The 21980-nt window shown below is 59.9% G+C and carries 20 protein-coding genes; 15 read left to right on the top strand and 5 right to left on the bottom strand.

The annotated features are described in order from the left end of the window. The first annotated feature begins 29 nt into the window (after nt 1–29). Nucleotides 30–644, top strand: coding sequence for a hypothetical protein (locus tag ACMVPR_RS15855; RefSeq protein ID WP_416883663.1), 615 nt, complete (start codon nt 30–32; stop codon nt 642–644). Between the two features lie 2 nt (nt 645–646). Here the strand turns inward: ACMVPR_RS15855 and ACMVPR_RS15850 are convergent, their stop codons facing one another. Both ACMVPR_RS15850 and ACMVPR_RS15845 read right to left on the bottom strand, forming a co-directional pair. Next, nucleotides 647–1585: a pirin family protein gene (locus ACMVPR_RS15850; RefSeq protein ID WP_416883662.1), complete on the bottom strand. Its 939-nt coding sequence runs from the start codon at nt 1583–1585 to the stop codon at nt 647–649. A gap of 181 nt (nt 1586–1766) precedes the next feature. Further along, nucleotides 1767–2081, bottom strand: coding sequence for an HNH endonuclease (locus ACMVPR_RS15845; protein WP_416884670.1), 315 nt, complete (start codon nt 2079–2081; stop codon nt 1767–1769). 109 nt (nt 2082–2190) lie between these two features. Here ACMVPR_RS15845 and ACMVPR_RS15840 point away from each other — a divergent pair, with 109 nt between their 5' ends. From ACMVPR_RS15840 to ACMVPR_RS15825, 4 genes are all read left to right on the top strand, one after another. Further along, nucleotides 2191–3519, top strand: a complete 1329-nt coding sequence (locus ACMVPR_RS15840) for a mechanosensitive ion channel family protein (RefSeq protein WP_416883661.1) — start codon at nt 2191–2193, stop codon at nt 3517–3519. Beyond that, complete coding sequence (locus ACMVPR_RS15835) at nt 3516–4697, top strand: TIGR03862 family flavoprotein (RefSeq protein ID WP_416883660.1); 1182 nt, start codon at nt 3516–3518, stop codon at nt 4695–4697. The genes ACMVPR_RS15840 and ACMVPR_RS15835 overlap by 4 nt, the downstream gene beginning before the upstream one ends. 66 nt (nt 4698–4763) lie before the next feature. Then, entirely contained in the window at nt 4764–6791 is a 2028-nt protein-coding gene (locus tag ACMVPR_RS15830; protein WP_416883659.1) for an FAD-dependent oxidoreductase, read from the top strand. Nucleotides 6792–6878: 87 nt separating this feature from the next. Next, on the top strand, nt 6879–7439 hold the full coding sequence (locus ACMVPR_RS15825; protein ID WP_416883658.1) for a type 1 glutamine amidotransferase domain-containing protein: 561 nt from the start codon (nt 6879–6881) through the stop codon (nt 7437–7439). A 51-nt stretch (nt 7440–7490) separates the two neighbouring features. Here the strand turns inward: ACMVPR_RS15825 and ACMVPR_RS15820 are convergent, their stop codons facing one another. Further along, entirely contained in the window at nt 7491–7934 is a 444-nt protein-coding gene (locus ACMVPR_RS15820; RefSeq protein ID WP_300584537.1) for a DUF4399 domain-containing protein, read from the bottom strand. A 215-nt stretch (nt 7935–8149) separates the two neighbouring features. On the opposite strand from ACMVPR_RS15820, the gene ACMVPR_RS15815 reads away from it, so the two are divergent. The 7 genes from ACMVPR_RS15815 (at nt 8150) to lpdA (ending at nt 17206) form a co-directional block, all read left to right on the top strand. Next, a complete protein-coding gene (locus ACMVPR_RS15815; RefSeq protein ID WP_292265852.1) occupies nt 8150–9055 on the top strand; it encodes a LysR family transcriptional regulator in 906 nt (301 codons plus the stop codon). A gap of 147 nt (nt 9056–9202) precedes the next feature. Then, nucleotides 9203–9991 (top strand): exodeoxyribonuclease III, encoded by a 789-nt coding sequence (locus tag ACMVPR_RS15810; protein ID WP_416883657.1) that lies wholly within the window; start codon nt 9203–9205, stop codon nt 9989–9991. 148 nt (nt 9992–10139) lie between these two features. Further along, the gene (locus ACMVPR_RS15805) at nt 10140–10394 is read left to right on the top strand and encodes a DUF6356 family protein (RefSeq protein ID WP_416883656.1); all 255 of its coding nucleotides are present in this window, start codon (nt 10140–10142) and stop codon (nt 10392–10394) included. 2 nt (nt 10395–10396) lie between these two features. Beyond that, complete coding sequence (locus ACMVPR_RS15800) at nt 10397–11188, top strand: class II glutamine amidotransferase (RefSeq protein WP_416883655.1); 792 nt, start codon at nt 10397–10399, stop codon at nt 11186–11188. Between the two features lie 328 nt (nt 11189–11516). Beyond that, entirely contained in the window at nt 11517–14177 is a 2661-nt protein-coding gene (gene aceE, locus ACMVPR_RS15795; protein WP_416883654.1) for a pyruvate dehydrogenase (acetyl-transferring), homodimeric type, read from the top strand. A 19-nt stretch (nt 14178–14196) separates the two neighbouring features. Then, nucleotides 14197–15453 (top strand): dihydrolipoyllysine-residue acetyltransferase, encoded by a 1257-nt coding sequence (aceF, locus tag ACMVPR_RS15790; RefSeq protein WP_416883653.1) that lies wholly within the window; start codon nt 14197–14199, stop codon nt 15451–15453. Nucleotides 15454–15466: 13 nt separating this feature from the next. After that, nucleotides 15467–17206, top strand: a complete 1740-nt coding sequence (lpdA, locus tag ACMVPR_RS15785; protein ID WP_416883652.1) for a dihydrolipoyl dehydrogenase — start codon at nt 15467–15469, stop codon at nt 17204–17206. A 55-nt stretch (nt 17207–17261) separates the two neighbouring features. Here lpdA and ACMVPR_RS15780 read toward each other — a convergent pair whose 3' ends face one another. Next, nucleotides 17262–17915, bottom strand: coding sequence for a ChrR family anti-sigma-E factor (locus ACMVPR_RS15780; protein WP_300584551.1), 654 nt, complete (start codon nt 17913–17915; stop codon nt 17262–17264). Between the two features lie 7 nt (nt 17916–17922). Beyond that, complete coding sequence (locus tag ACMVPR_RS15775) at nt 17923–18462, bottom strand: sigma-70 family RNA polymerase sigma factor (protein WP_300584553.1); 540 nt, start codon at nt 18460–18462, stop codon at nt 17923–17925. Nucleotides 18463–18694: 232 nt separating this feature from the next. On the opposite strand from ACMVPR_RS15775, the gene ACMVPR_RS15770 reads away from it, so the two are divergent. From ACMVPR_RS15770 to ACMVPR_RS15760, 3 genes are read left to right on the top strand one after another with little or no spacing between them, the layout of a single operon-like run. Next, nucleotides 18695–19993 carry an NAD(P)/FAD-dependent oxidoreductase gene (locus tag ACMVPR_RS15770; protein WP_416883651.1) on the top strand — a complete coding sequence of 433 codons (1299 nt, stop codon included), beginning with the start codon at nt 18695–18697 and terminating at the stop codon, nt 19991–19993. Beyond that, nucleotides 19990–20745, top strand: coding sequence for a DUF1365 domain-containing protein (locus ACMVPR_RS15765; RefSeq protein WP_416883650.1), 756 nt, complete (start codon nt 19990–19992; stop codon nt 20743–20745). Before ACMVPR_RS15770 ends, ACMVPR_RS15765 begins: the two co-directional genes overlap by 4 nt. After that, entirely contained in the window at nt 20745–21977 is a 1233-nt protein-coding gene (locus ACMVPR_RS15760; RefSeq protein ID WP_416884669.1) for an MFS transporter, read from the top strand. The genes ACMVPR_RS15765 and ACMVPR_RS15760 overlap by 1 nt, the downstream gene beginning before the upstream one ends. Nucleotides 21978–21980: the final 3 nt, after the last annotated feature.

Raw genomic sequence — 21980 nt, 5'->3', positions numbered from 1 at the left:
CCGGGACCGATGGTGCCAAGGAGGCCAGTATGACAGTGTTCCGCCCGATCCTACTGATGCTAGGCACAGCACTTTTGGCTGGCCCGTCTTGGGCCGAAGGTGACGTGCCCCCCGGCACCGTGTTTACCTGCGATGAAGGCAGCACCAGTTCGCCCAGCATCCAGGTCGTCATTCCCACACGCCCAGATGGCATCGCAACGCTCATGCTCGAAAGTGAAGCGCTTGAAATGGCGCCGGTCCCTGTGGGGTCGGGCTTTGGTTACGACATCATGCTCCCCGCCGGGCATTTCCTGGTGCGTGGAAAGGGGGCCGAGGTGATGCTCTTTGTCGATGATCAGGATCCCAAACCCTGCATTCTGCAAGCCGGGTTCGACGCACCGGATACAGCCGCGCAAAGCAAGGCCGCGTCACTGGGCGGCAATGTCCGCACCGGACCGGGTACCGAATTCGCGCGCTCTGACGGGTTGGCTTACGAAGAGCCGGTGTCGATTTTGAACGCCACCGGTATCATCTTCGATGGCTACGAGTGGTTCGAAATCGAATACTCCGAAGGTCTGCGCGGCTTTCACTGGGGCGGCATCATGTGCGCGATGTCAGTGGATGTGGCGGGGGTCTTCGGCTCTTGCCCCGCCGACATCCAATAGTCTTACCGATCCGGCAACGGGATGAACTCCGCATCATCCCCGGGCGGTAACTGGAACCGCCCGGACGCCCAATCTCCGGCACGCCACGCCTCCTTGGCCTCTTCGATGCGCTCCTGTGAAGACGCCACGAAGTTCCACCAGATGTACCGCGATCCTTCCAGCGTTTCCCCACCCAAGAGCATCACCCGCGCGCCCATCGGCCCAGCCTGCAATGACAGCTTGTCTCCCGGACGGAACACCATCATCCGACCCGCCTCATAGGTTTCCCCTGCCACCGTCACGGACCCTTCGACGACATAAACCCCGCGATCCTCGTGATTGTCGGGCAACGGAATCGCAGCACCCGCCTCAAGCACCGCATCGGCATAGAACATCTCGGACGCGGTCTTGACCGGAGCACGTTCGCCCCACGCATCGCCAAGGATAAGCCGAACGGATTTGCCTTCGCCCTCAAGGAAAGGCAACGCCCCCACCGGCGCATGCTCGAACTCTGGCGCGCGGTCCTCGTGATCCTTGGGCAAGGCGACCCATGTCTGGATACCGAAAAACGGCATCGGATCGGTCTGCGTTTCGTCGTCGATGCGTTCCGAATGGGTGATCCCATGTCCCGCCACCATCCAGTTCACCGCACCCGGTTCGATCCACGCATCGGTGCCCAGACTGTCGCGGTGATGCATCCGTCCCCGATAGAGGTACGAAATCGTCGCCAGCCCGATATGCGGATGGGGTCGCACGTCCAGCCCCTTGGTCGGCAGAAACTCGGCAGGCCCCATCTGGTCGAAAAAGATGAACGGCCCAACCATCTGACGACGCGGCGCAGGCAGCGCACGACGCACCTCGAACCCACCCAGATCGCGGGCGCGCGGGATGATGACAGTCTCGATGGCGTCCACCTGATCTCCGGTGGGGCAATGCGGGTCAAGGGCTGGGTTCCAACTCATCGTGGTGCTCCTGTCTGTCTCTCAGCCTCAAGATAGGTTATATGCAAATTTGAACAATTAACACAAAAAGCGCATTTTTTGCGCGTATACGCACGCATCGGAGCAATGGTTAAAAAACCCTCAAAGGGTCCGACCCGGCCCCAATGTTTCGCGCGCGAAACATTGGGGCGCACTGGCTGACCTATCTCCGGCGCTTCCGTGACCGCTGCTTGCGTAGGCTGCTGCGCCCCCGCGCATGAAACTCGGGTGGCCGCTTGGACACCCAGTCAAAGAACCCGGCAAGCTTCGGATGCGCCCTCAACGCCTCGGGCGTGTTGAACTCCCGCGCCAACTCGGCCTCGGTCAGGGTTGCGTGGATTTCCTGATGGCAGATGTGATGCACAAGGATCGTCGGCCCGCCTTTGCCACCCTTCAGTTTCGGGACAAGATGATGCTGGCTTTGCTTCACCCCCGGCGGAATGGGGCGCAAACACAGCGGGCAGATTGGGGGGCAGATCGGGTCAGTCTCGGTCAATGCGGCTTGTCTCCGGTCCGCGAGGCTTGTGCAGAAGCGTGGGTCAAGGCATCTAGCTGAAACATAACGGCGAAAATTCAAGGGAATCGTCATGGATTGGGATCTGTCGGCGCAACCACCGATCGTCCAGACTGCGGTCGGTTACGCGATCCAGGGATACGAGATCGCGTTGGGGTGGCTCCTGTCCCCCGCCGCGTGGTCTCAATTCGCTTTGCTGATCCTGGCGTATTTCGCAGCAGTCGTTTTGACGCGACGCATCCGTCCGGTCCTGACACGGGTTCTCACGCCGCCAGAGGAAAGCATTTCCCTCCTGTCCCGGCTGCGGCGCGGGGTCCTCATGGCGGTTCCGCTGCTGTTGCCGGTGCTCGCCTATATGTTTGCCGCGATTGGCGAGCAGGTCACGCGGAGCATCTTCGGCACCGGAACCGTGATTGCCTTCGGCAAGGGTGTCTTCCTCTTCCTCGCCGCGCGCGTCCTTGTGCGCGACATCGTCAGCGACCCGTTCCTGAAACTGCTTGGGCGCTACGTGCTTTTGCCCGTGGTCGCGCTCTACGCGGTTGGTCTGCTTGATCTGCTGACCGAGCGCTTGGACAACACGATTGTTTCGCTGGGAAACATCTCGTTCTCGGTCATGGCTCTGCTGCGCGGTGTGATCGCGGGCGCGCTGCTGTTCTGGCTCGGGCGCTGGTCGAACGACCAATCCGCCGCGTACATCAATAAACAGCAAGAGATGCGTCCCGCCACGCGGCAGCTTGCGGCCAAGGCGGCAGAGCTTCTGATCTTCGGCCTCGCGTTTATCCTGCTGATGAACATCATGGGTGTGCCGCTTACCTCGCTCGCCGTGCTGGGCGGTGCGATTGGTGTGGGTCTCGGCTTCGGTCTCCAGAAAATCGCGTCGAACTATATCTCGGGTGTGATCCTGCTGCTCGAAGGGCAGGCGACCGTTGGCGACTATGTCGAGTTGGACAACGGTGAGGCGGGCACCATCGTCAAAACCACAGCACGGGCGATGATCCTTGAAACCTTTGACGGGCGCTGGATCGTGGTTCCGAACGAGGATTTCATCACCACCCGCGTGATCAACTATTCCGATCAGGGCAGCGCCAACCGGCTCGAAGTGGCGTTCTCGGTCAGCTATGACACCGACATCAATCTGGTGCCCGACATCATCGTAGACGCCGTTTCAAAACATCCCGGCGTGCTGCAATCCCCCGAACCGCCCGACGTAGAGCTGCGCGGCTTCGGTGACAGCGGCATCGACTTTGGCGTAGAGTTCTGGGTGAACGGCATTGACGACGGCAAGAACAAATATGCGTCCGACGTGCTGTTCCTGATCTGGAACGCGCTCAAGGAGCACAATATCGAAATCCCCTATCCCCACCGCGTTGTCGAACTGCGCAACGCACCCCCGAAAGAGTGACGGACGCGCTCGTCATCGGCGGTGGGCCAGCTGGCCTGATGGCGGCCGAGGCGCTGCTGACGGCGGGGCGGGTGGTCACGCTGGTCGAGGCCAAACCGTCGATTGGCCGCAAGTTCCTGATGGCTGGGAAGTCGGGATTGAACCTGACCAAGATGCAGGCCTTCGGACCGTTTCTGGCCTCCTACGGCGCGGGTTTGCATCCAACCATGCGGGCCTGTCTCAAGTCGTTTGGACCGGACGAGGTGAAGGCTTGGACCGAGGGTCTGGGTCAGACCACCTTTACAGGATCGACCGGGCGGCTGTTTCCCGACGCGATGAAAGCGTCGCCGCTGCTGCGCGCGTGGCTGGCGCGACTGGATGGGTTGGGGCTTGAACGGCACACTCGCTGGCGCTGGGTCGATTGGGAACGGAACATGCACCATTTCGAAACGCTCGAGGGCGCGCGTGTTCTGACCCCGCGCGTGACGGTCTTTGCGCTGGGTGGCGCAAGCTGGGCGCGGCTGGGATCGGACGGGCAATGGGCAGAGCGTTTCGCAGCGAACGGGATCGAGGTCGCACCGTTTCAGCCGTCAAATGTGGGGCTGGTGGTGGACTGGTCAGCACATATGACCCGCCATTTCGGCGCGCCGTTGAAGGGCATCGCCCTGCACGCGGGTGATCAGGTGTCGCGCGGCGAGGTCGTAATCTCCAAACGCGGTTTGGAGGGGGGCGGGGTCTATCCGCTCGTTCCTTGGCTGCGCCAAGGGGCTGATCTGACTTTGGACCTGTTGCCGGACCTCAGCCTTGAGGCGGTCACGGATCGGCTGTCGAAGCCAAAAGGCAAGGCCAGCCTGTCGAACCATCTGCGCCGGGTGCTGAAACTGTCCGCTGCGGCGCAGGCCATTCTGCGGGAGTTTGTGCATCCCTTACCGCATGATCCAGCCGCCTTGGCGCAGGTGATCAAGGCTGTCCCCATTCGCCATGCCGGATTGCGCCCGATGGACGAAGCGATCTCGACTGCGGGCGGCGTGTCCTTCGACGCGCTGGACGACACGCTTATGCTAAAGGATCGGCCCGGCACATTCTGCGCGGGCGAGATGCTCGACTGGGATGCGCCGACGGGGGGCTATCTGCTGACCGCCTGTTTCGCCACCGGGCTTTGGGCCGGGTGTCACGCGGCGGAATACGACAGGCCGTGACGTGACGTTGGGGCGTGACACGTCAACTTGACCCGTGTCAGGTGAAGCCAACGGAGGAGTTCTGCCATGTCACATTATCCGCATATGTTGGCCCCGCTCGATCTTGGGTTCACCACGCTGAAGAACCGCGTGCTGATGGGGTCGATGCACACCAATCTGGAAGAGACCGGCGACTGGAACCGCGTGGCCGAGTTTTATGCCACCCGCGCACGCGGCGGCGTGGCGCTGATGGTCACTGGCGGCATGGCGCCGAACCGCGAAGGCGGCGTGTTTCCGGGCGCGTCTGGGCTCTTCACCGATCAGGACATCGCGAACCATCGGATCGTCACCGACCGGGTGCATGAGGCCGACGGCAAGATCGCGATGCAGATCCTCCATGCGGGGAGGTACGCCTATGGTAAGGAATGTGTTGCACCTTCTGCGGTGAAATCCCCGATCTCTCCATTCCCGCCGATCGAGTTGGACGAGGATGGGATCGAGAAGCAGATCAGTGACATCGTGACCGCTGCGAAACGGGCGCAGGAAGCCGGGTATGACGGGGTCGAGGTGATGGGGTCGGAGGGATATTTCCTCAACCAGTTTCTGGTGACCCACACCAACAAACGTACGGATCGCTGGGGTGGGCCGTACGAGAACCGCATGCGCCTGCCGGTCGAAGTGGTGCGCCGCGTGCGCGAGGCGGTGGGGCCGGAGTTCATCGTGATCTACCGGTTGTCGATGATCGACCTTGTGCCGAACGGGTCGACGCATGAAGAGGTCGTTCAGCTTGCGCAGGCGATTGAGGCGGCTGGTGCCACGATCATCAACACCGGCATCGGCTGGCACGAGGCGCGGATTCCGACGATTGCGACGAGTGTGCCGCGTGCGGCCTTTGCCTGGGTGACGAAAAAGCTGATGGGCAAGGTGGGGATTCCGGTGATCACGTCGAACCGGATCAACACGCCCGAGGTTGCCGAGGACGTCCTGGCGACGGGATGCGCCGATATGGTGAGCATGGCGCGGCCATTCCTGGCCGATCCGGATTTCGTTTCGAAAGCGGCGGCGGGCAAAGGTGCGCAAATCGCGCCATGTATCGCATGTAATCAAGCCTGTCTGGATCACACGTTCCAGATGAAGATCTCGTCTTGCCTTGTGAATCCGAAGGCTTGTTTCGAGACAGAGCTGAAAGTTGAACCAACCGTTAATGCAAAGCGCGTTGCGGTGGTGGGTGCCGGTCCGGCGGGCCTGTCGGCGGCAATCACAGCGGCGGAGCGCGGGCATCAGGTGACGCTGTTCGACAAGGCCGACGAAATTGGGGGTCAGCTCAACATGGCCAAGCAGGTGCCGGGCAAGGAAGAGTTCTGGGGGCTGGTCGATTGGTTCCGCACGATGGTGGCGGAAACGGGCGTCACGGTGTCCTTGGGCAAAGAGGTTAGCGCGGACGATCTGACCGGCTTTGACGAGGTGATCATCGCAACGGGCGTTCTGCCGCGCGATCCGCAGATCCCCGGTCAGGACGGGCCGAACGTGTTGGGCTATGTGGATGTGTTGCGCGGCAAAGCGGCAGTTGGAGAGCGTGTGGCGGTTGTGGGTGCCGGGGGGATTGGGTTCGATGTGTCGGAGTATCTTGTGCACGAAGGCGAGAGCCCGACCGAGAACCTGCCGGAATGGATGAAGGAATGGGGTGTCGCCGATCCGGCAGAGCAGAGGTCTGGTCTGGTCCCGGAAGGGCCGCAACCGAGTGCGCCGGCGCGGCAGGTGACGCTGCTGCAGCGCAAGGCGGAGAAGCCGGGCAAGCGGTTGGGCAAGACCACAGGTTGGATTCATCGCGCGAGCCTGATGATGAAAGATGTGCAGATGAAGGCGGGTGTGAACTACGAACGCATTGACGCCGAAGGTCTGCACATCTCCTACGGCGAGGCACGGGAACGGCCTGAGGTGATCGCCTGCGATACGGTTGTTCTATGCGCCGGGCAAGTCTCGGAGCGGTCTCTGGCCGATGCGCTTGAGGCCAAGGGCGTGTCCTGTCACGTGATCGGTGGTGCTGATGTGGCCGCAGAACTGGACGCCAAGCGGGCGATTGATCAAGGTACGCGGTTGGCTGCTTCATTGTAAGGAACGGTTGGTCGCCTGATGCGTTGAGTGAACAGACGGTGGGGCACGAGGCCCCGCTTGGACATTCAATTCATCAGGAGGCTTATCGTGCCTGCAATCAATGACGCAAAAATCCTACTTGTTTCGACCCACGGCTTTGAACAATCCGAACTGGAATTCCCGCGCGACCAGCTGCGTGCCAAGGGGGCCACGCTGCATGTGGCGACGCCCGATGGCAACGCCATCAAGGGTTGGGAAGGCAGCGACTGGGGCCGTGAGGCGGAAGCCGATGCCAAGATCTCGGACGTTTCCGCAGATGACTACGACGCGCTGGTCATTCCCGGCGGTCAGATCAACCCAGACCTTCTGCGCGTAGACGAGGACGTGCTGAATCTGGTGCGTGCCTTCCATGATCAGGGCAAGACGATTGCCGCTGTCTGCCACGCGCCGTGGGTGCTGGTCGAGGCCGGTATCCTGAAAGGGCGCGATGCGACATCGTACCATTCGATCAAGACCGACGTGACCAACGCCGGTGCGACGTGGAAAGACGAAGCGGTCGTTGTGGATCAGGGCATTATCACGAGCCGTCAGCCGGAAGACCTCAAGGCATTCGTGTCGAAGATCGTGGAAGAGATCGAAGAGGGCAAACACCAGCGCAAAGCTGCGTAAGGTGTGACCCCCAGACGAAACGGAAAGCCGGGCCTTGCGCCCGGCTTTTTGTCATTCGGTGACGGTGATCGTGATCACGTCGCTGACCACAGGCGGGTTGTGAGGGACGTGGAAGTGGTCGCCCAGCACCAATTGAATTGTGTGCGTCCCGGCTGGCAGATCGAGGCTGGCCTGTGTTTGTCCGCCGCCGAAATGCAGGTGGTTTTCATCTGACGGGATGCCGTTGGCAATCAGTTCAGCGTCGTCTGCACCTTCGCCGAACGGCGCGCGGTTGAGCAGAATGTGGTGATGACCGGTCGCCTCTTTTTCGACACCAGCGGGGGCCACGCCCATTCCGGCAAGTCCGAAGATCACTGTGACCGGGGATTGCACGGTTGCGCCGTTTTCAAGGTTGATCACGTAGACGGTTGCGTCTGGCGCAGAGGGCGTTTCGCCTGCATGGACAAAACCTGCTGTGGCAAGGGCAATCGCGGCCCCGAGAATAAAACGTTTCATGAATACTTCTCCCTAGTGAGGAAGTGCGCCTTCCCCAAGGTCAAGAGTAGGCCGGGTTTTGTGGTTCGCAAAATCAAAGTTGCGCCAAAACCGGGTTTGGTTGCCGTTTCCCTGCCGCTGACGATCACTACAATTCCCCCGTATTGTCCGGTCTGCGCCTAAGTCGCGCCTGATTTGATGGTCATACCCAATCCAACGAAACACGAGGAATTTGTATGGACCGTCTTACCGAAATGGAGGCCTTTGCCACGGTTGTGGATCAGGGTGGCTTCACTGACGCGGCCAAGAAGATGGGGATTTCGAAATCCGCTGTCTCGAAGCATGTGTCCTCACTGGAGGCCCGGCTTGGTGCGCGACTGCTGAACCGGACGACACGTCGTGTGAGCCCGACCGAGATTGGTCTGGCGTACTATGACCGTGCGCGTCGGGTGCTGAACGATGCAGGTGAAGCTGATGCGCTGGTGACATCAATGCAATCCGCGCCGTCTGGGCTGTTGCGGATCAGCGTGGCAACCGATTTCGGTGTAAACCACCTGTCGCCGGTGCTGGGCGAGTTCCTGTCGGACTTCCCGGACATCACCGTGAACATGGTTCTGAACAACCGGTATGTTGAGCTGATCTCTGAAGGCTTTGACATGGCAGTGCGCATCGGGGAACTGGAAGACAGCACCCTGCGCGCACGCAAGTTGACCGAGACCACCAAACGGATGATCGCGGCACCGTCCTATTTCGAGAAATATGGCCGCCCGCGCCGGATCGACGATCTGAACGAGCACAAGCTCTTGCACTACTCGAACCAGTCGAGCGGCAATGTGTGGAAAGTGACAGCGCCGTCGGGCGAAAAGCGTCAGATTCGCACCGCAGGCTGGCTTTCGGTCAATGATGGGCAATCGCTGCTCAACGCCTGCGTCGCGGGCCTTGGCATCGCCTACCTGCCGTCCTTCCTATACGCCGATGCGATGGAAAAAGGACTGGTCGAAGATGCGATGCCGGATCTGCCCATCGACACGCAGGGCATTTACGCGGTCTATCCTCCGGGCCGGTTCACCCAACCCAAAGTCCGCGCCTTTATAGACTTTCTGGTTCACCAGTTTGCCGACAAGGGTCCGAAGGACTGGTAATCAATCCTCCCTCGTCTGTTCGCAGACCACCTTGACGCCCCGGATGCCATAGCCGGGGCGTTTTTTCGTGTCGGTTTCCGGGTTGCGACCGGGGCCTTGCGGGGGCAGTGTCTGGCGACCTCAACCCCTGCGCCGGAGATGCCGCTCATGCCGTTCACCCTTGCCACCTGGAACATCAATTCGGTCCGTCTGCGTGAAGGGCTGGTGGCAAAGCTGATGGCTGAGGAAGGGCCGGATGTTCTCTGCCTGCAAGAGTGCAAAAGCCCCGTTGAGAAGATCCCGATGGAGCAGTTCCGGGCGCTGGGCTATGGCCACATGATCGCGCGGGGGCAGAAGGGGTACAACGGAGTTGCCATCCTGTCGAAGCTGCCGATTGAAGATCTGGGCGATAAGGACTTTGCCAGCTTGGGTCACGCCCGCCATGTGGCGGGACGGTTGGAAAACGGGCTGACGATCCACAACGTCTACGTGCCTGCAGGTGGTGATGTGCCGGACCGTGAGGTGAACGAGAAGTTTGGGCAGAAGCTCGATTATCTGACCGAGATGCGGGACTGGTTTCATGCTGAAAAGCCCGAGAAGGCCATCCTGGTTGGTGATCTGAACATCGCGCCGCGCGAGGATGATGTGTGGTCACACAAGCAACTGCTCAAGGTGGTGAGCCACACGCCCATCGAGGTCGAGCATTTCGGGGAAACGCAGGATGCGGGTGGCTGGGTCGACGTGACCCGTCAGGATATTCCCGAGGGGCTGCTATATTCCTGGTGGAGCTACCGGGCCAAGGATTGGGATGCCGCGGACAAGGGACGGCGGTTGGACCATGTTTGGGCGACACCGGACATTTCGAACGCGGCACATTCCAGCCGTATCCTGCGGGACGCCCGTGGGTGGGAGCAACCCAGCGACCATGCGCCGGTGTTTGCGACGTTCGACCTGTGATTGCTTTCTCGTTTGAGAAATTATCTCTTCTTTTGATTCCATAGTGTGAAAAATTCCCAAGGATTATGCGTCGAGGCATGATTTTTGGGAAAACCGCTCTTTGTTGATCTGGCATGATACCGACAGGCATCAAGGCAAGGAGCATCCCATGGCAGTTCAAGACACCGACACAGCGGCGCGACCCGGCTTCCTGCGCGGCTTTATCGACCATCCGGCCAGCGTGAACGAAACCTACCTGCAGCATGCGGGCTTTGCGTTCGGCTTTGCCGGGCGGCTGTTCCTTGCGTCCATGGCGGCGCTGATCCATGCGATCATTCCACCTTTGTTCGAAACAACGGCCAGCCGGATGATCCGTCAGATGCACGCGCGGATTGAAGCGCGGCACAGCAAAGCCGGGCACTGACAATGTGTCGGTTGGCGGCGTATCTGGGACCTGCTGTTCCCATAGCGCATGTTGTCGTCGACCCGGCGCATTCGTTGCTTGAACAAAGCCAGCACGCAAACGAAGCGAAGCTGGCCGTACAGGGCGACGGGTTCGGCTTTGCGTGGTACGCCGAAGGCGAAGGTCCGGGGCTGTATCGGGATGTGCTGCCGGCCTGGTCCGACGGGAATCTTCTCAGCCTGTGCAAGATGATCCGGTCTTCGCTGTTCCTCGCGCATGTCCGCGCGTCGACGACGGGCGAGACAACGCGGCTCAATTGCCATCCCTTTGCGCATCGGCGCTGGTCGTTCATGCACAATGGTCAGGTGCCGGATATCGACCGCATCCGTCGTGCGCTTGAGGCGTTGCTGCCGGACGATCTGTATCTTGCACGGCGGGGCACGACGGATTCGGAATTGATTTTTCTTCTGCTGATGGCGCATGGGCTTGAGGACAATCCCGCCGAGGCAGTGCGCGCCGTTGTAGCACTTTTGCAGGAGCATAGCTGCTACGGGCAAGGCTGCGACGAAGCGGTGCGTCTCACCTGCGTCATGTCGGACGGCGAGTTGATCTACGCGTTCCGACATTCCAGCGATGCCCGAGCGCCGAGCCTGTATGCTGCGAAAACCAGCGAAGGTGGATGGATCCTGGCGTCAGAGCCATTGGATTCCAAGACGCTGAGTTGGGCCTCGATTGAACCCGATGTTTTGGTGACGCTGTCCTGCGGGGACATGTCCCGCATCAACCTGTTTTCCCGCGAACGACAGGTTGCCTAGTCAGAGTGGGCCCGCACGTTGAAAGACCGCGTGCGGGTCGCTTTGCATTTCCCATGATTCCCTGATCGGCACGGTCGCAACCCGGCTTATTTGATGCTACGCTTTGCGTGGTGGAAAAGGCGTTTGGCGCAACGTGTGCGGTTTATTTAGTTTAGCATTAAATTAGTTTGCCATGCGTCTGCTGCATGGATGTTATGCCTCTGGGGTACTGCCCCTAGGGAACCGGCCATGCTAGGAGCGCGTTAGATGGTTGAGCGATGTTGCGCGCAAGCAATTTGTTCAATGATAAACTAGTGGCCGCTGCGGCCAGACCAAGGGAAGAGGGATTATGAAAGACAGCCCGAACGATATTGACCCGGTCGAATCTCAGGAATGGCAAGACGCGATAGAAGACGTGATCCTTCGGGATGGCGCGGATCGCGCGCATTTCCTGCTCGACAAGGCGGTGCAACAGGCGCGCGCCGCTGGTGCCAAGCTGCCGTTCTCGGCGACCACGCCGTATCAGAACACCATTGCACCGGACGACGAAGTCGACATCCCCGGCGACATCGAGATGGAATGGCGCATCCGGACGATCAATCGTTGGAACGCGATGGCCACCGTTGTGAAACGGAACAAGGAAAGCAGCGAATACGGTGGGCACATTGCATCCTTCGCGTCTTCGGCTGCGCTCTATGACATTGGTCTGAACCATTTTTGGCGGTCGAAATCTGCCATTCACGGCGGTGATCTGGTGTTTTTCCAAGGTCACGTCATTCCCGGCATTTACGCGCGATCCTTTATGGAAGGGCGCATCAGCGCCGAAGAGCTTGAGAATTTCCGCTCTGAAGTTTCGGGTGGTGGTCTGAGTTCGTATCCGCACCCGTGGCTGATGCCGGATTACTGGCAGTTCCCGACCGTTTCGATGGGTCTGGGACCGCTCATGGCGATCTATCAGGCGCGGTTCATGAAATACATGCACAACCGCGGGCTTATCGACATGGGCGACCGCAAGGTGTGGTGCTTCCTTGGCGACGGCGAGATGGACGAACCGGAAAGCCGGGGTGCCATTGATCTGGCGCATCGCGAGGGCCTCGATAACCTGATCTTTGTTGTGAACTGCAACCTGCAGCGTCTGGATGGCCCGGTGCGCGGCAACGGCAAAATCGTGCAGGAGCTTGAGGGCGACTTCCGGGGTGCCGGTTGGGACGTGATCAAGCTGCTCTGGGGTCGTGGCTGGGACGAGCTGTTGGAGCGGGACACGTCCGGCAAGCTGCGCCAGTTGATGGATGAAACCGTCGATGGCGACTACCAGACGTTCAAGTCAAAAGACGGCGCGTATATCCGCGAGCATTTCTTCGGAAAGTATCCCGAGACGGCCGCTCTGGTGGAAGACTGGACCGACGATCAGATCTGGGCGCTGCGCCGGGGCGGGCATGATCCGAAGAAGGTGTATAACGCGTTCCTGCGGGCGACCAAAGCCAAGGGCACGCCGACCTGTCTGCTGGTCAAGACTGTCAAAGGTTACGGCATGGGTACCGCTGGCGAAGGCCAGAACACCACGCACCAGCAGAAGAAAATGCAGTTCGACCAGCTTAAGGCGATGCGGGATCGGTTCCAGATTCCGGTCACCGACGAAGAGCTGGAAAAGGACGTACCGTTTGTCAGCCTGAACAACGCGCAGAAAGCCTATCTGGCGGATCGCCGGAAAGAGCTGGGCGGGTCGTTCCCGGTGCGCCACTGGAGAGACGCGCCGAAGCTGGAAATCCCGGCATTGGATCAGTTCAAAGGTCAGCTTGAATCCACGGGTGATCGCGAGATTTCCACGACCATGGCGTTCGTGCGTATCCTGACGACGCTGCTCCGGGACAAGAAGATCGGCAAGAATATCGTGCCGATTGTGCCGGATGAAAGCCGCACCTTCGGGATGGAAGGTCTGTTCCGGTCGGCGGGCATCTACAATCCGCTGGGGCAGAACTACACTCCGCAGGATAAAGACCAGATGATGTTCTACAAAGAGAGCCTGGATGGTCAGGTTCTTCAGGAAGGCATCAACGAAGCGGGTGCTATGGCGGATTGGATCGCGGCGGCAACGTCGTATTCCAACCATGGCGTGCCGATGATCCCGTTCTTCATCTACTACTCGATGTTCGGTTTCCAGCGGATCGGCGATCTGGCTTGGGCCGCTGGGGACAGCCGTGCGCGGGGCTTCATGCTGGGCGGGACCGCCGGGCGGACCACGTTGAACGGCGAAGGGTTGCAGCACGAGGACGGGCATTCGCATATTCTTGCGGGCACCATTCCGAACTGCATCAGCTATGACCCGACCTTCAGCTATGAAGTGGCGGTGATCGTGCAGCACGGGTTGCAGCGGATGTTTGTCGATCAGGAAGATGTCTATTTCTACCTGACCTTGATGAACGAGAACTATCAGCATCCTGAAATGCCGATGGGCGCGGAAGAGGGCATCGTCAAAGGCCTCTATCGCTTCTCGAAAACTGCGAAGCCGGGCAAGAAGCATGTGAACTTGTTGGGGTCTGGTACGATCCTTGTGCAGGCGCTCAAGGCGGCTGAGATGCTGAAGGAAGATTTCGGTGTCACATCGGACATCTGGTCGGCCACGTCGCTGAACGAGTTGGCGCGGGATGGTCAGGATTGTGCGCGTCACAACCGTCTGAACCCGCTGGCCGAGCCAAAGGTGCCCTATGTCACCCAGCAGCTAGAGGGTGCGAAAGGCCCGGTTATTGCCGCGACCGACTACATGAAGAACTACGCTGAACAAATCCGCGCCTTTGTGCCGGGTCGATTCACGGTTCTGGGCACCGATGGCTATGGCCGGTCGGACAGCCGCGTGAACCTGCGCCGGTTCTTTGAAGTGGACGCCAACCACATCGCCGCCGCTGCGATGGTCGATCTCTACCGCGAGGGCGTGGTGACCGAGAAAGACCTGCAACTGGCTTTGAAGAAATACGACATCGACGGCGACAAGCCGAACCCGCGTCTGGTTTGAGCGGGAGGAGAACAAGACTATGACCGTAGAAGTTAAAGTACCCGACATCGGCGATTTCAACGATGTGCCTGTTGTCACCGTTCTGGTGAGCGTGGGTGATACGATTGCTGTGGAAGACCCGATTGTCGAACTTGAGTCCGACAAGGCAACGATGGAAGTGCCCAGCTCTGCCGCTGGTGTGGTGAAAGAGATCAAGGTGTCCGAAGGCGACAAGGTTTCCGAAGGATCGTTGATCCTGATCCTTGAGGCTGATGGCGCTGCCGCAGCGCCCAAGGAAGAACCCAAGGCAGAATTGTCCAAAGCGGAAGCCCCTGCCGCCGCTGCTCCGGCTGCGGCCCCTGTGGCGGCCAAAACCGATGCCGGGTTCGGCAAGATCCACGCCTCACCGTCGGTTCGGGCGTTTGCTCGTACCGTTGAGGTCGATCTGGCCACGGTGAACGGCACTGGTCGCAAGGGTCGTATCCTGCGTGAAGACGTGATGAAGGCGTTGAAGGCGACAGCGGCCCCGGCTGCTGCGGGTGGCGCTGTGTCTGGTGGCATGGGTATCCCGCCGATCCCGGCTGTGGACTTTTCCAAGTTCGGGCCGATCGAAGAGATCGAGATGCCCCGGATCAAGAAGATCTCGGGCCCGGCGCTGCACCGGTCCTGGCTCAACATTCCGCATGTCACGCATAATGACGAGGCGGACATCACGGATCTCGACCAATACCGCAAGGAAATGGACACGATGGCCAAGGACAACGGCTATCGCGTGACGCTCCTGTCCTTTGTGATCAAGGCGTCTGTGTCGGCTCTGAAAGAGCATTGGGAGTTCAATTCGTCGATCCATCCCGATGGCGACAAGCTGATCAAGAAGGACTTCTACAACATCGGCTTTGCGGCAGACACACCGAACGGCCTGATGGTTCCGGTGATCAAGGACGCGGACCGCAAGGGTCTGGTCGAGATTTCCAAGGAACTGATGGACCTGTCCAAGGCAGCACGGGAAGGCAACCTGAAGTCCAAGGACATGCAGGGCGCGACCTTTACCATCTCGTCACTGGGCGGCATCGGGGGCACCAGCTTTACCCCCATCGTGAATGCGCCCGAAGTGGCCATCCTGGGTCTGACCCGATCCAAGATGGCACCGGTCTGGAACGGCTCGGAATTCGTGCCGCGCCTGATGCAGCCGCTGTCGCTGTCGTATGACCACCGTGCCGTCGATGGGGCCTTGGCCGCGCGCTTCTGCGTGACGCTCAAGACCCTGCTGGGCGATATGCGCAAGTTGATGTGGTGAGGGGGACGATCTGATGGATGTTAAAGTACCCGATATCGGGGATTTCAAAGACGTACCCGTTGTGACTGTTCTGGTCAGCGTGGGCGATACGGTTTCCGCCGAAGACCCGCTGATTGAACTGGAATCCGACAAGGCCACGATGGAAGTGCCATCGCCTGCCGCCGGCAAGATCACCGAGATCAAGGTGGCCGAAGGTGACAAGGTGTCCGAAGGCACCGTGATCATGGTTCTGGAAAGCGCGGACGCCAAAGCGGACGAGGCGCCGAAGGCGGCAGAGGAAGCGCCTGAAGCGCCGAAATCTGTCGCGGCCACCGGCACAGCGTCTGGCAAGGGAGATGTGCATGCCGAAGTGGTGGTTCTGGGTTCTGGCCCGGGCGGTTACACTGCAGCATTTCGCGCCGCCGATCTGGGCAAGAAAGTTGTCTTGATCGAAAAGTATCCGTCGCTGGGTGGCGTGTGTCTGAACGTGGGCTGTATTCCGTCCAAGGCGCTGCTGCATGTTGCCAAGGTGATCACCGAGGCCGAAGAGATGTCGGCGCACGGGATCAGCTTTGGCAAGCCGAAGATCGATCTTGATGAACTGCGCGACTTCAAGAACAGCGTTGTCGGTCAGTTGACCGGCGGTCTGAGTGGCCTTGCCAAAGGTCGCAAGGTTCAGGTGGTCCAAGGCTATGGCACCTTCACCGGGCCAAACATGATCGAAGTGATCGGTGACAGCGGCAAGACCAATGTCAGCTTTGACCAGTGCATCATCGCGGCTGGCTCTGAGCCTGTGAACCTGCCGTTCATTCCGCATGACGATGAACGCGTGATCGACAGTACCGGGGCGCTGGAGCTGCGGGATATTCCGAAGCGGATGCTCATTCTGGGCGGTGGGATCATCGGTCTGGAAATGGCCTGTGTGTATGACGCGCTGGGGGCCAAGATCTCGGTTGTGGAGTTCATGGACCAACTGATGCCGGGCGCTGACAAGGACATCGTCAAGCCGCTGCACAAGCGGATCGAGGGCCGGTACGAGAACATCTGGCTCAAGACCAAGGTGACGGCGGTTGAAGCGCAGAAGAAGGGTCTCAAGGTCACGTTCGAGAACGACAAGGGCGAGACCTTTGAAGATACGTTCGACAAGGTGCTGGTTGCTGTTGGCCGCAAGCCGAATGGCAAGCTGATTGATGCCGAAAAAGCAGGTGTGGCTGTGGATGATCGCGGCTTTATCGCCGTGGACAAGCAACAGCGCACTGGCGTGCCGCATATCTTCGCCATTGGTGATGTGGTCGGCCAGCCGATGCTGGCGCACAAGGCGGTGCATGAGGGCAAGGTTGCGGCCGAGGTTTGTGCCGGGCACAAGCGGTTCTTCGATGCGTCGCTGATCCCGTCGGTCGCCTATACCGATCCGGAAGTGGCGTGGTGCGGCGTGACCGAAACGCAGGCCAAGGCGCAGGGCATCAAGTACGAAAAGGGCGTGTTCCCTTGGGCGGCCTCTGGCCGGTCCTTGGCGAATGGACGGAACGAGGGCATTACCAAGCTTCTGTTCGATCCCGAAGATGACCGCGTGATCGGGGCCTGCATCGTCGGTACCAATGCCGGTGATCTGATCTCGGAAGTGGCGCTGGCGATCGAGATGGGCGCAGACGCGGTTGATCTGGGCCACACGATCCACCCGCACCCGACACTGTCGGAAACGGTGAACTTTGCAGCCGAGATGTTCGAGGGCACGATCACCGATCTGATGCCGCCGAAGAAGAAAAAAGCCTAAGCGCAAAAGAAAAGGGGGCCGATCGGCCCCCTTTTTCGTTGGTCTGACTGTCGGCTTATATGCCGAGGAACGGCTGCGCGATGCGCGGCACCAAGCCCTTGAACTTGAGCGGTGCATCGGTGACTGCGAGGCAGATGCAATCCTCGGAAATGTCAGCTACAGGCGTGTGGTTCAGGTCTTCGCTGGCGACCTCGATATCGCCGCGGCCGAAATACCCGCCTTCATCCTGAAACGCTCCCTTCAAAACAAGCGTCAATTCAAGCCCGCTATGCCCGTGATCCGGAATGGCTGTGCCCGCCGGGATATAGAGCAGGCGCGCAGTCGCGTCTTTTGACGTGGGCAGGATCGCCTGTTTCACGCCCATGCCGGCCGAGCGCCAGCGCACGTTCTCAAGGCCTCCGCCGACATAGTCGATCAGGGGTGCAGGCAGAACATCGTCCTTGATCCTTGCCGAAACAGGCTTGTCCTGAACCTGCGTGTCCTGCGCATGGATCATGTCCAGAACTGTGTTCAGGCTGGCCTTCGACATCTCGACGGTGGTGCAGGTGTCGAGCACGGCGCCGCCCACAGCATCATAGCTGCCCAACGCTGCCCTGCATTCATCGCAGAGCGAGATATGGGTTGCGACGATCAGGTTGACGGCTTCGGGCAGGTCACCTGCCGAGTAGGCCATCAGGAGGTCGTCTGTAAGGTGGTGTTTAACGGTCATTTCAAGTTCACTTCATCGAGTGGCGCAAACGCTCAAGCGCCAACCTAATACGAGATTTGATCGTGCCCAGTGGCAGCCCGGTCTGATCGGCGATCTCGCTGTGCGACAGATCACCGAAATAGGCCTTTTCAATCAATTCTCTTTGTTTCTCGGGCAGATCGCGCAAGGCACGACCCAGTTGCTCGCTCTCCTGTTGCAGGCCGATCACGTCTTCCTGATCCGGCTCTGATTCCGGACCCCAAGGTAAGTCTTCGGGTTCCGGACGCCGCTGTTTGCGCAGCACGTCGATTTTCTTGTTCCGGGCGATGGTAAAAATCCATGTCGATGGACTTGCCCGTGTCGCATCGTAGAGATGCGCCTTGTTCCAAACGGTCACGAGCACTTCCTGCGCACATTCTTCAGCCAGTGCTGCATCCATTCCCGTTCGCATCAGGAATGCCTTTACCCGTGGGCCGAAATGGCCAAACACTCGTATAAACGCGCCTTCGTCCCGCGCATCGCGGACCGCAATCAGGTCGTCCACCCAAGGTACGACGTCGTTTGTCATTCCTGCAGTCAAAATATCCGTTCCGTTCGCGCCCATCCCGCCGGAATCGCGCATTTCCACTCCTTTGGCAACGGGAGCGATATGGCGATCCGAAGTGAGCACGGTTGTCGTGAACATGTAGAAGATACGGCTCAAGTACAGGTTTGGATCACAGATTATTTTCTTTTTCTTTTCATCCGGAGTGCAGAGTAGAGCGTAAACAGAACTAGACACACCAAAGAAAGAGACCAGCATGCCGTTTGAAGCCCGCGCCAGCGCCCCCAAGAAGATTGCCGTGATTGGCGCAGGGATTTCGGGAATGGGGGCAGCGCATATGCTGTCCGAAGATCACCACGTCACCCTGTACGAAGCGGAACCGCGTTTGGGCGGGCATGCGCGCACCATCGTCGCGGGCAAGAATGGCGACCAGCCTGTCGATACCGGGTTCATCGTTTTCAACTACGCCAACTACCCGCATCTTGCGCGGCTGTTCAAATCGCTCGACGTGCCGGTGACGAAGAGCAACATGAGCTTCGGGGCCAGTCTTGATGGTGGGCGTGTCGAATATGCGCTTGCGTCAATCGGGTCGGTCTTTGCGCAGAAAAAGAATCTCGTGAATCCCAAGTTCCTGCGGATGCTGGCGGACATCGCGAAGTTCAACAAGCGCGCACTGGACGCGACACGGGACCGAAGCCTGAGCCTTGGTATTTTTCTGGAGCAGTTGGGCACGGGCGAGTGGTTTCGAGAGTATTACCTGCTGCCGCTGACGGGTGCGATCTGGTCGACGCCGACGGAAAAGATCATGGATTTTCCGGCCCATGCGCTGGTGCAATTCATGGAGAACCACGCGCTGCTGTCTGCCACTGGCCAGCATCAATGGTACACGGTTCAGGGCGGGTCCATCGAATATGTCCGGCGTCTTGAGGCGTCGATGAAAAATCGGAACGTGACGCTGCGCCTCGGTGCGCCGATCGATGCGGTGCGCCGCGATGTCATGGGGGCCGAGGTCAAGGCGTACGGGTCAGAATGGGAGCGGTATGACGAGGTGGTGTTCGCCACCCATTCCGACGACACGCTGCGGCTCTTGGCAGATGCGACCCCGCTGGAGAAGCGGGCGCTGGGCGCAATCACCTACCAGCCGAACCGGATCGTTCTTCATGCGGATGCCAGCATCATGCCGAAGAAGCGGATTTGCTGGTCGTTGTGGAACTATACCGAAGCGGAAGCCAAAGAGCTGAACACGATTGACCTGACCTATTGGATGAACAGCCTTCAGCCGATCCCGGAAAACGACCCTCATTTCGTGACGCTGAACACCACCCGTCCGATCCGCGAAGAGCTGATCTACGACGAATGCACGCTGCGTCACCCGGTTTATGACCTTGATGCACTGGCGGCACAGGACATCGTGCGCGACATGAACGGCACACACCGGACATGGTTCTGTGGTGCCTGGATGAAGAACGGCTTTCACGAAGACGGGCTGGGCAGCGCGGTGGACGTGGTCGATGCGATCCGGGCGCGGAACGCGGTTGCGGTGGCTGCCGAATGAAGGTTGTCGATCATATCGTTGGCCACACCTATCACGGTCGAAAGGGAAGCACGGAAAACGCGTTTCGCTATTCCATCGACTACGTGATGCTGGACGCGGAGGCTGAGCCGAAAACGCCCTGGCTGTTTTCGCGTAACAAGGGCAACGTGGCCAGTCTTCAGGATGTGGACCATGGCGGTGCGCCGGGTGAAGGGCGCGGTGCCGCATGGGCGCGCGATGTGCTGGATGCGCATCAGGTCCGGGCGCGGGGTCGGTTGCTGCTGCTGGCACAGCCCCGCTTTCTGGGCCACGTGTTCAACCCGGTGTCGTTCTGGCTGGCGCATGATGAGAAGGACAATCTGGTGGCCGTGATCGCGGAGGTGTCCAACACCTTTGGCGACCGTCATTCCTATCTCTGCCGCAAGCCGGACAATTCGCCCATTGGGGCGTCGGACCGCTTGCAGGCGACAAAAATTTTCTATGTGTCGCCTTTTCAGCCCGTCGAAGGCGGATACGAGTTCCGCTTTGACATCCGGCCCGACAAGATCGGCATCTGGATTGACTATTCGCAAGCATCGGGTGGCCTGATCGCCACGCTTACAGGGCCGCGCAAGACGATCAGCAATTGGTCTATAATGCGGTCTGTGGTGCGGCGTCCGCTTGGGTCGCGGCGCGTGCTGGCCTTGATCCATTGGCAGGCGCTCAAACTTTGGTGGAAAGGGTCGCGATACCGGACCCGCACCGAACCACCTTTGGAAGAAGTCAGCCAGTGATGGTGGCGGATCGGCAAAACCTTGGCGCCTACGCGGTCTTCGCGGCGGTCCTCGCGGCAGCGGGTTTGCCGATCTATATCCATGCGCCGAAGTTTTACGTCGATGAATATGGTGTGAGCCTTGCGGCGCTCGGGACGGTGCTGTTCGCATTGCGTCTGCTGGACGTCGTGCAGGATCCGCTGCTTGGCAAACTTGCCGTTGCGGTAAGTCATGTTCAGGGGATCGCCGTCGGTGTGACATTGGCGATCATGGGCGCGGCGATGCTGGGGCTGTTCGCGGTCACGCCGCCGACAAACCCGATCCTCTGGTTCGCCGTGATGCTGACGCTGGTCTTTTCCGCGTTCAGCTTTCTGACCATCAACTTCTACGCGCGCGGCGTGCAGAAGGCCAGGACGCTGGGAGGCGACGTTGGTTACCTGCGGGTGGCGCGGTGGCGCGAGACTGGGGCATTGCTTGGGGTCTGTGTGGCCTCGGTTATGCCGTCGGTCTTTCTGGCGATCGCGTGGCCCGAATTCGTGGCCTATGCTTCTGTGTTTGCCCTCGCGTGCCTGATCGCCGGGATCGCGATGCACAACGAGTGGCGCGGCGCGACGACAGAGCCATCAGCCGGGTTCGGGATCGTCCTCAAGGATCAAATCTCGCGCCGTTTGCTGCTGATCGCGCTGGTCAACGCAGCGCCGGTTGCGGTGAGTTCAACGCTGTTTCTGTTCTTCGTGGAAAGCCGTCTGGATGCACCCGGTTGGGAAGGGCCGTTGTTGCTGCTTTTCTTCCTGGCGGCGGCGGCTGCCGCGCCGCTTTGGGGGGCTTTGGCAGAACGCATTGGTGCCAAGTCGGCGCTTTTGGCTGCGATGGTCCTGGCGATTGTAGCCTTCAGCTTTGCCATGACGCTGGGCAGCGGAGACACGGTTTGGTTCGCGATCATCTGCCTCGCGTCCGGCGCTGCGGTTGGCGCGGACCTGACGCTGTTGCCGGCGGTTTTCGCGCGCCGCATGGAGACCGTTGCGCCGAATGCGTCCGAGGGGTTTGCCCTCTGGGGCTTCGTGTCGAAATTCACACTGGCTTTTGCGGCCATCGCGCTTTTGCCCATCCTCGAAGCCAGCGGTTTCGTGTCGGGTGCCGACAACAGCGATGCCGCTCTGACGACTTTGACTTTGCTCTACGCAGGAGTGCCCTGCGCTTTGAAACTGGTGGCGATCGGCCTTTTGATCGCGACACCACTCGGAAAGGAATGACGT

Origin of the sequence: Marivita sp. (genome assembly GCF_048006345.1) — a bacterium.
Taxonomy (GTDB): domain Bacteria; phylum Pseudomonadota; class Alphaproteobacteria; order Rhodobacterales; family Rhodobacteraceae; genus Marivita.
This window is presented reverse-complemented; position numbering and strand designations above follow the sequence as displayed.

Bases quoted from the DNA above. Each gene is read 5' to 3' on its own strand.
- ACMVPR_RS15855 (WP_416883663.1), top strand. From the start codon at position 30: ATGACAGTGTTCCGCCCGATCCTACTGATGCTAGGCACAGCACTTTTG.
- ACMVPR_RS15850 (WP_416883662.1), bottom strand. From the start codon at position 1,585: ATGAGTTGGAACCCAGCCCTTGACCCGCATTGCCCCACCGGAGATCAG.
- ACMVPR_RS15840 (WP_416883661.1), top strand. From the start codon at position 2,191: ATGGATTGGGATCTGTCGGCGCAACCACCGATCGTCCAGACTGCGGTC.
- ACMVPR_RS15830 (WP_416883659.1), top strand. From the start codon at position 4,764: ATGTCACATTATCCGCATATGTTGGCCCCGCTCGATCTTGGGTTCACC.
- ACMVPR_RS15820 (WP_300584537.1), bottom strand. From the start codon at position 7,934: ATGAAACGTTTTATTCTCGGGGCCGCGATTGCCCTTGCCACAGCAGGT.
- ACMVPR_RS15815 (WP_292265852.1), top strand. From the start codon at position 8,150: ATGGACCGTCTTACCGAAATGGAGGCCTTTGCCACGGTTGTGGATCAG.
- ACMVPR_RS15810 (WP_416883657.1), top strand. From the start codon at position 9,203: ATGCCGTTCACCCTTGCCACCTGGAACATCAATTCGGTCCGTCTGCGT.
- ACMVPR_RS15805 (WP_416883656.1), top strand. From the start codon at position 10,140: ATGGCAGTTCAAGACACCGACACAGCGGCGCGACCCGGCTTCCTGCGC.
- ACMVPR_RS15800 (WP_416883655.1), top strand. From the start codon at position 10,397: ATGTGTCGGTTGGCGGCGTATCTGGGACCTGCTGTTCCCATAGCGCAT.
- aceE (WP_416883654.1), top strand. From the start codon at position 11,517: ATGAAAGACAGCCCGAACGATATTGACCCGGTCGAATCTCAGGAATGG.
- aceF (WP_416883653.1), top strand. From the start codon at position 14,197: ATGACCGTAGAAGTTAAAGTACCCGACATCGGCGATTTCAACGATGTG.
- lpdA (WP_416883652.1), top strand. From the start codon at position 15,467: ATGGATGTTAAAGTACCCGATATCGGGGATTTCAAAGACGTACCCGTT.
- ACMVPR_RS15780 (WP_300584551.1), bottom strand. From the start codon at position 17,915: ATGACCGTTAAACACCACCTTACAGACGACCTCCTGATGGCCTACTCG.
- ACMVPR_RS15775 (WP_300584553.1), bottom strand. From the start codon at position 18,462: ATGACAAACGACGTCGTACCTTGGGTGGACGACCTGATTGCGGTCCGC.
- ACMVPR_RS15770 (WP_416883651.1), top strand. From the start codon at position 18,695: ATGCCGTTTGAAGCCCGCGCCAGCGCCCCCAAGAAGATTGCCGTGATT.
- ACMVPR_RS15765 (WP_416883650.1), top strand. From the start codon at position 19,990: ATGAAGGTTGTCGATCATATCGTTGGCCACACCTATCACGGTCGAAAG.
- ACMVPR_RS15760 (WP_416884669.1), top strand. From the start codon at position 20,745: ATGGTGGCGGATCGGCAAAACCTTGGCGCCTACGCGGTCTTCGCGGCG.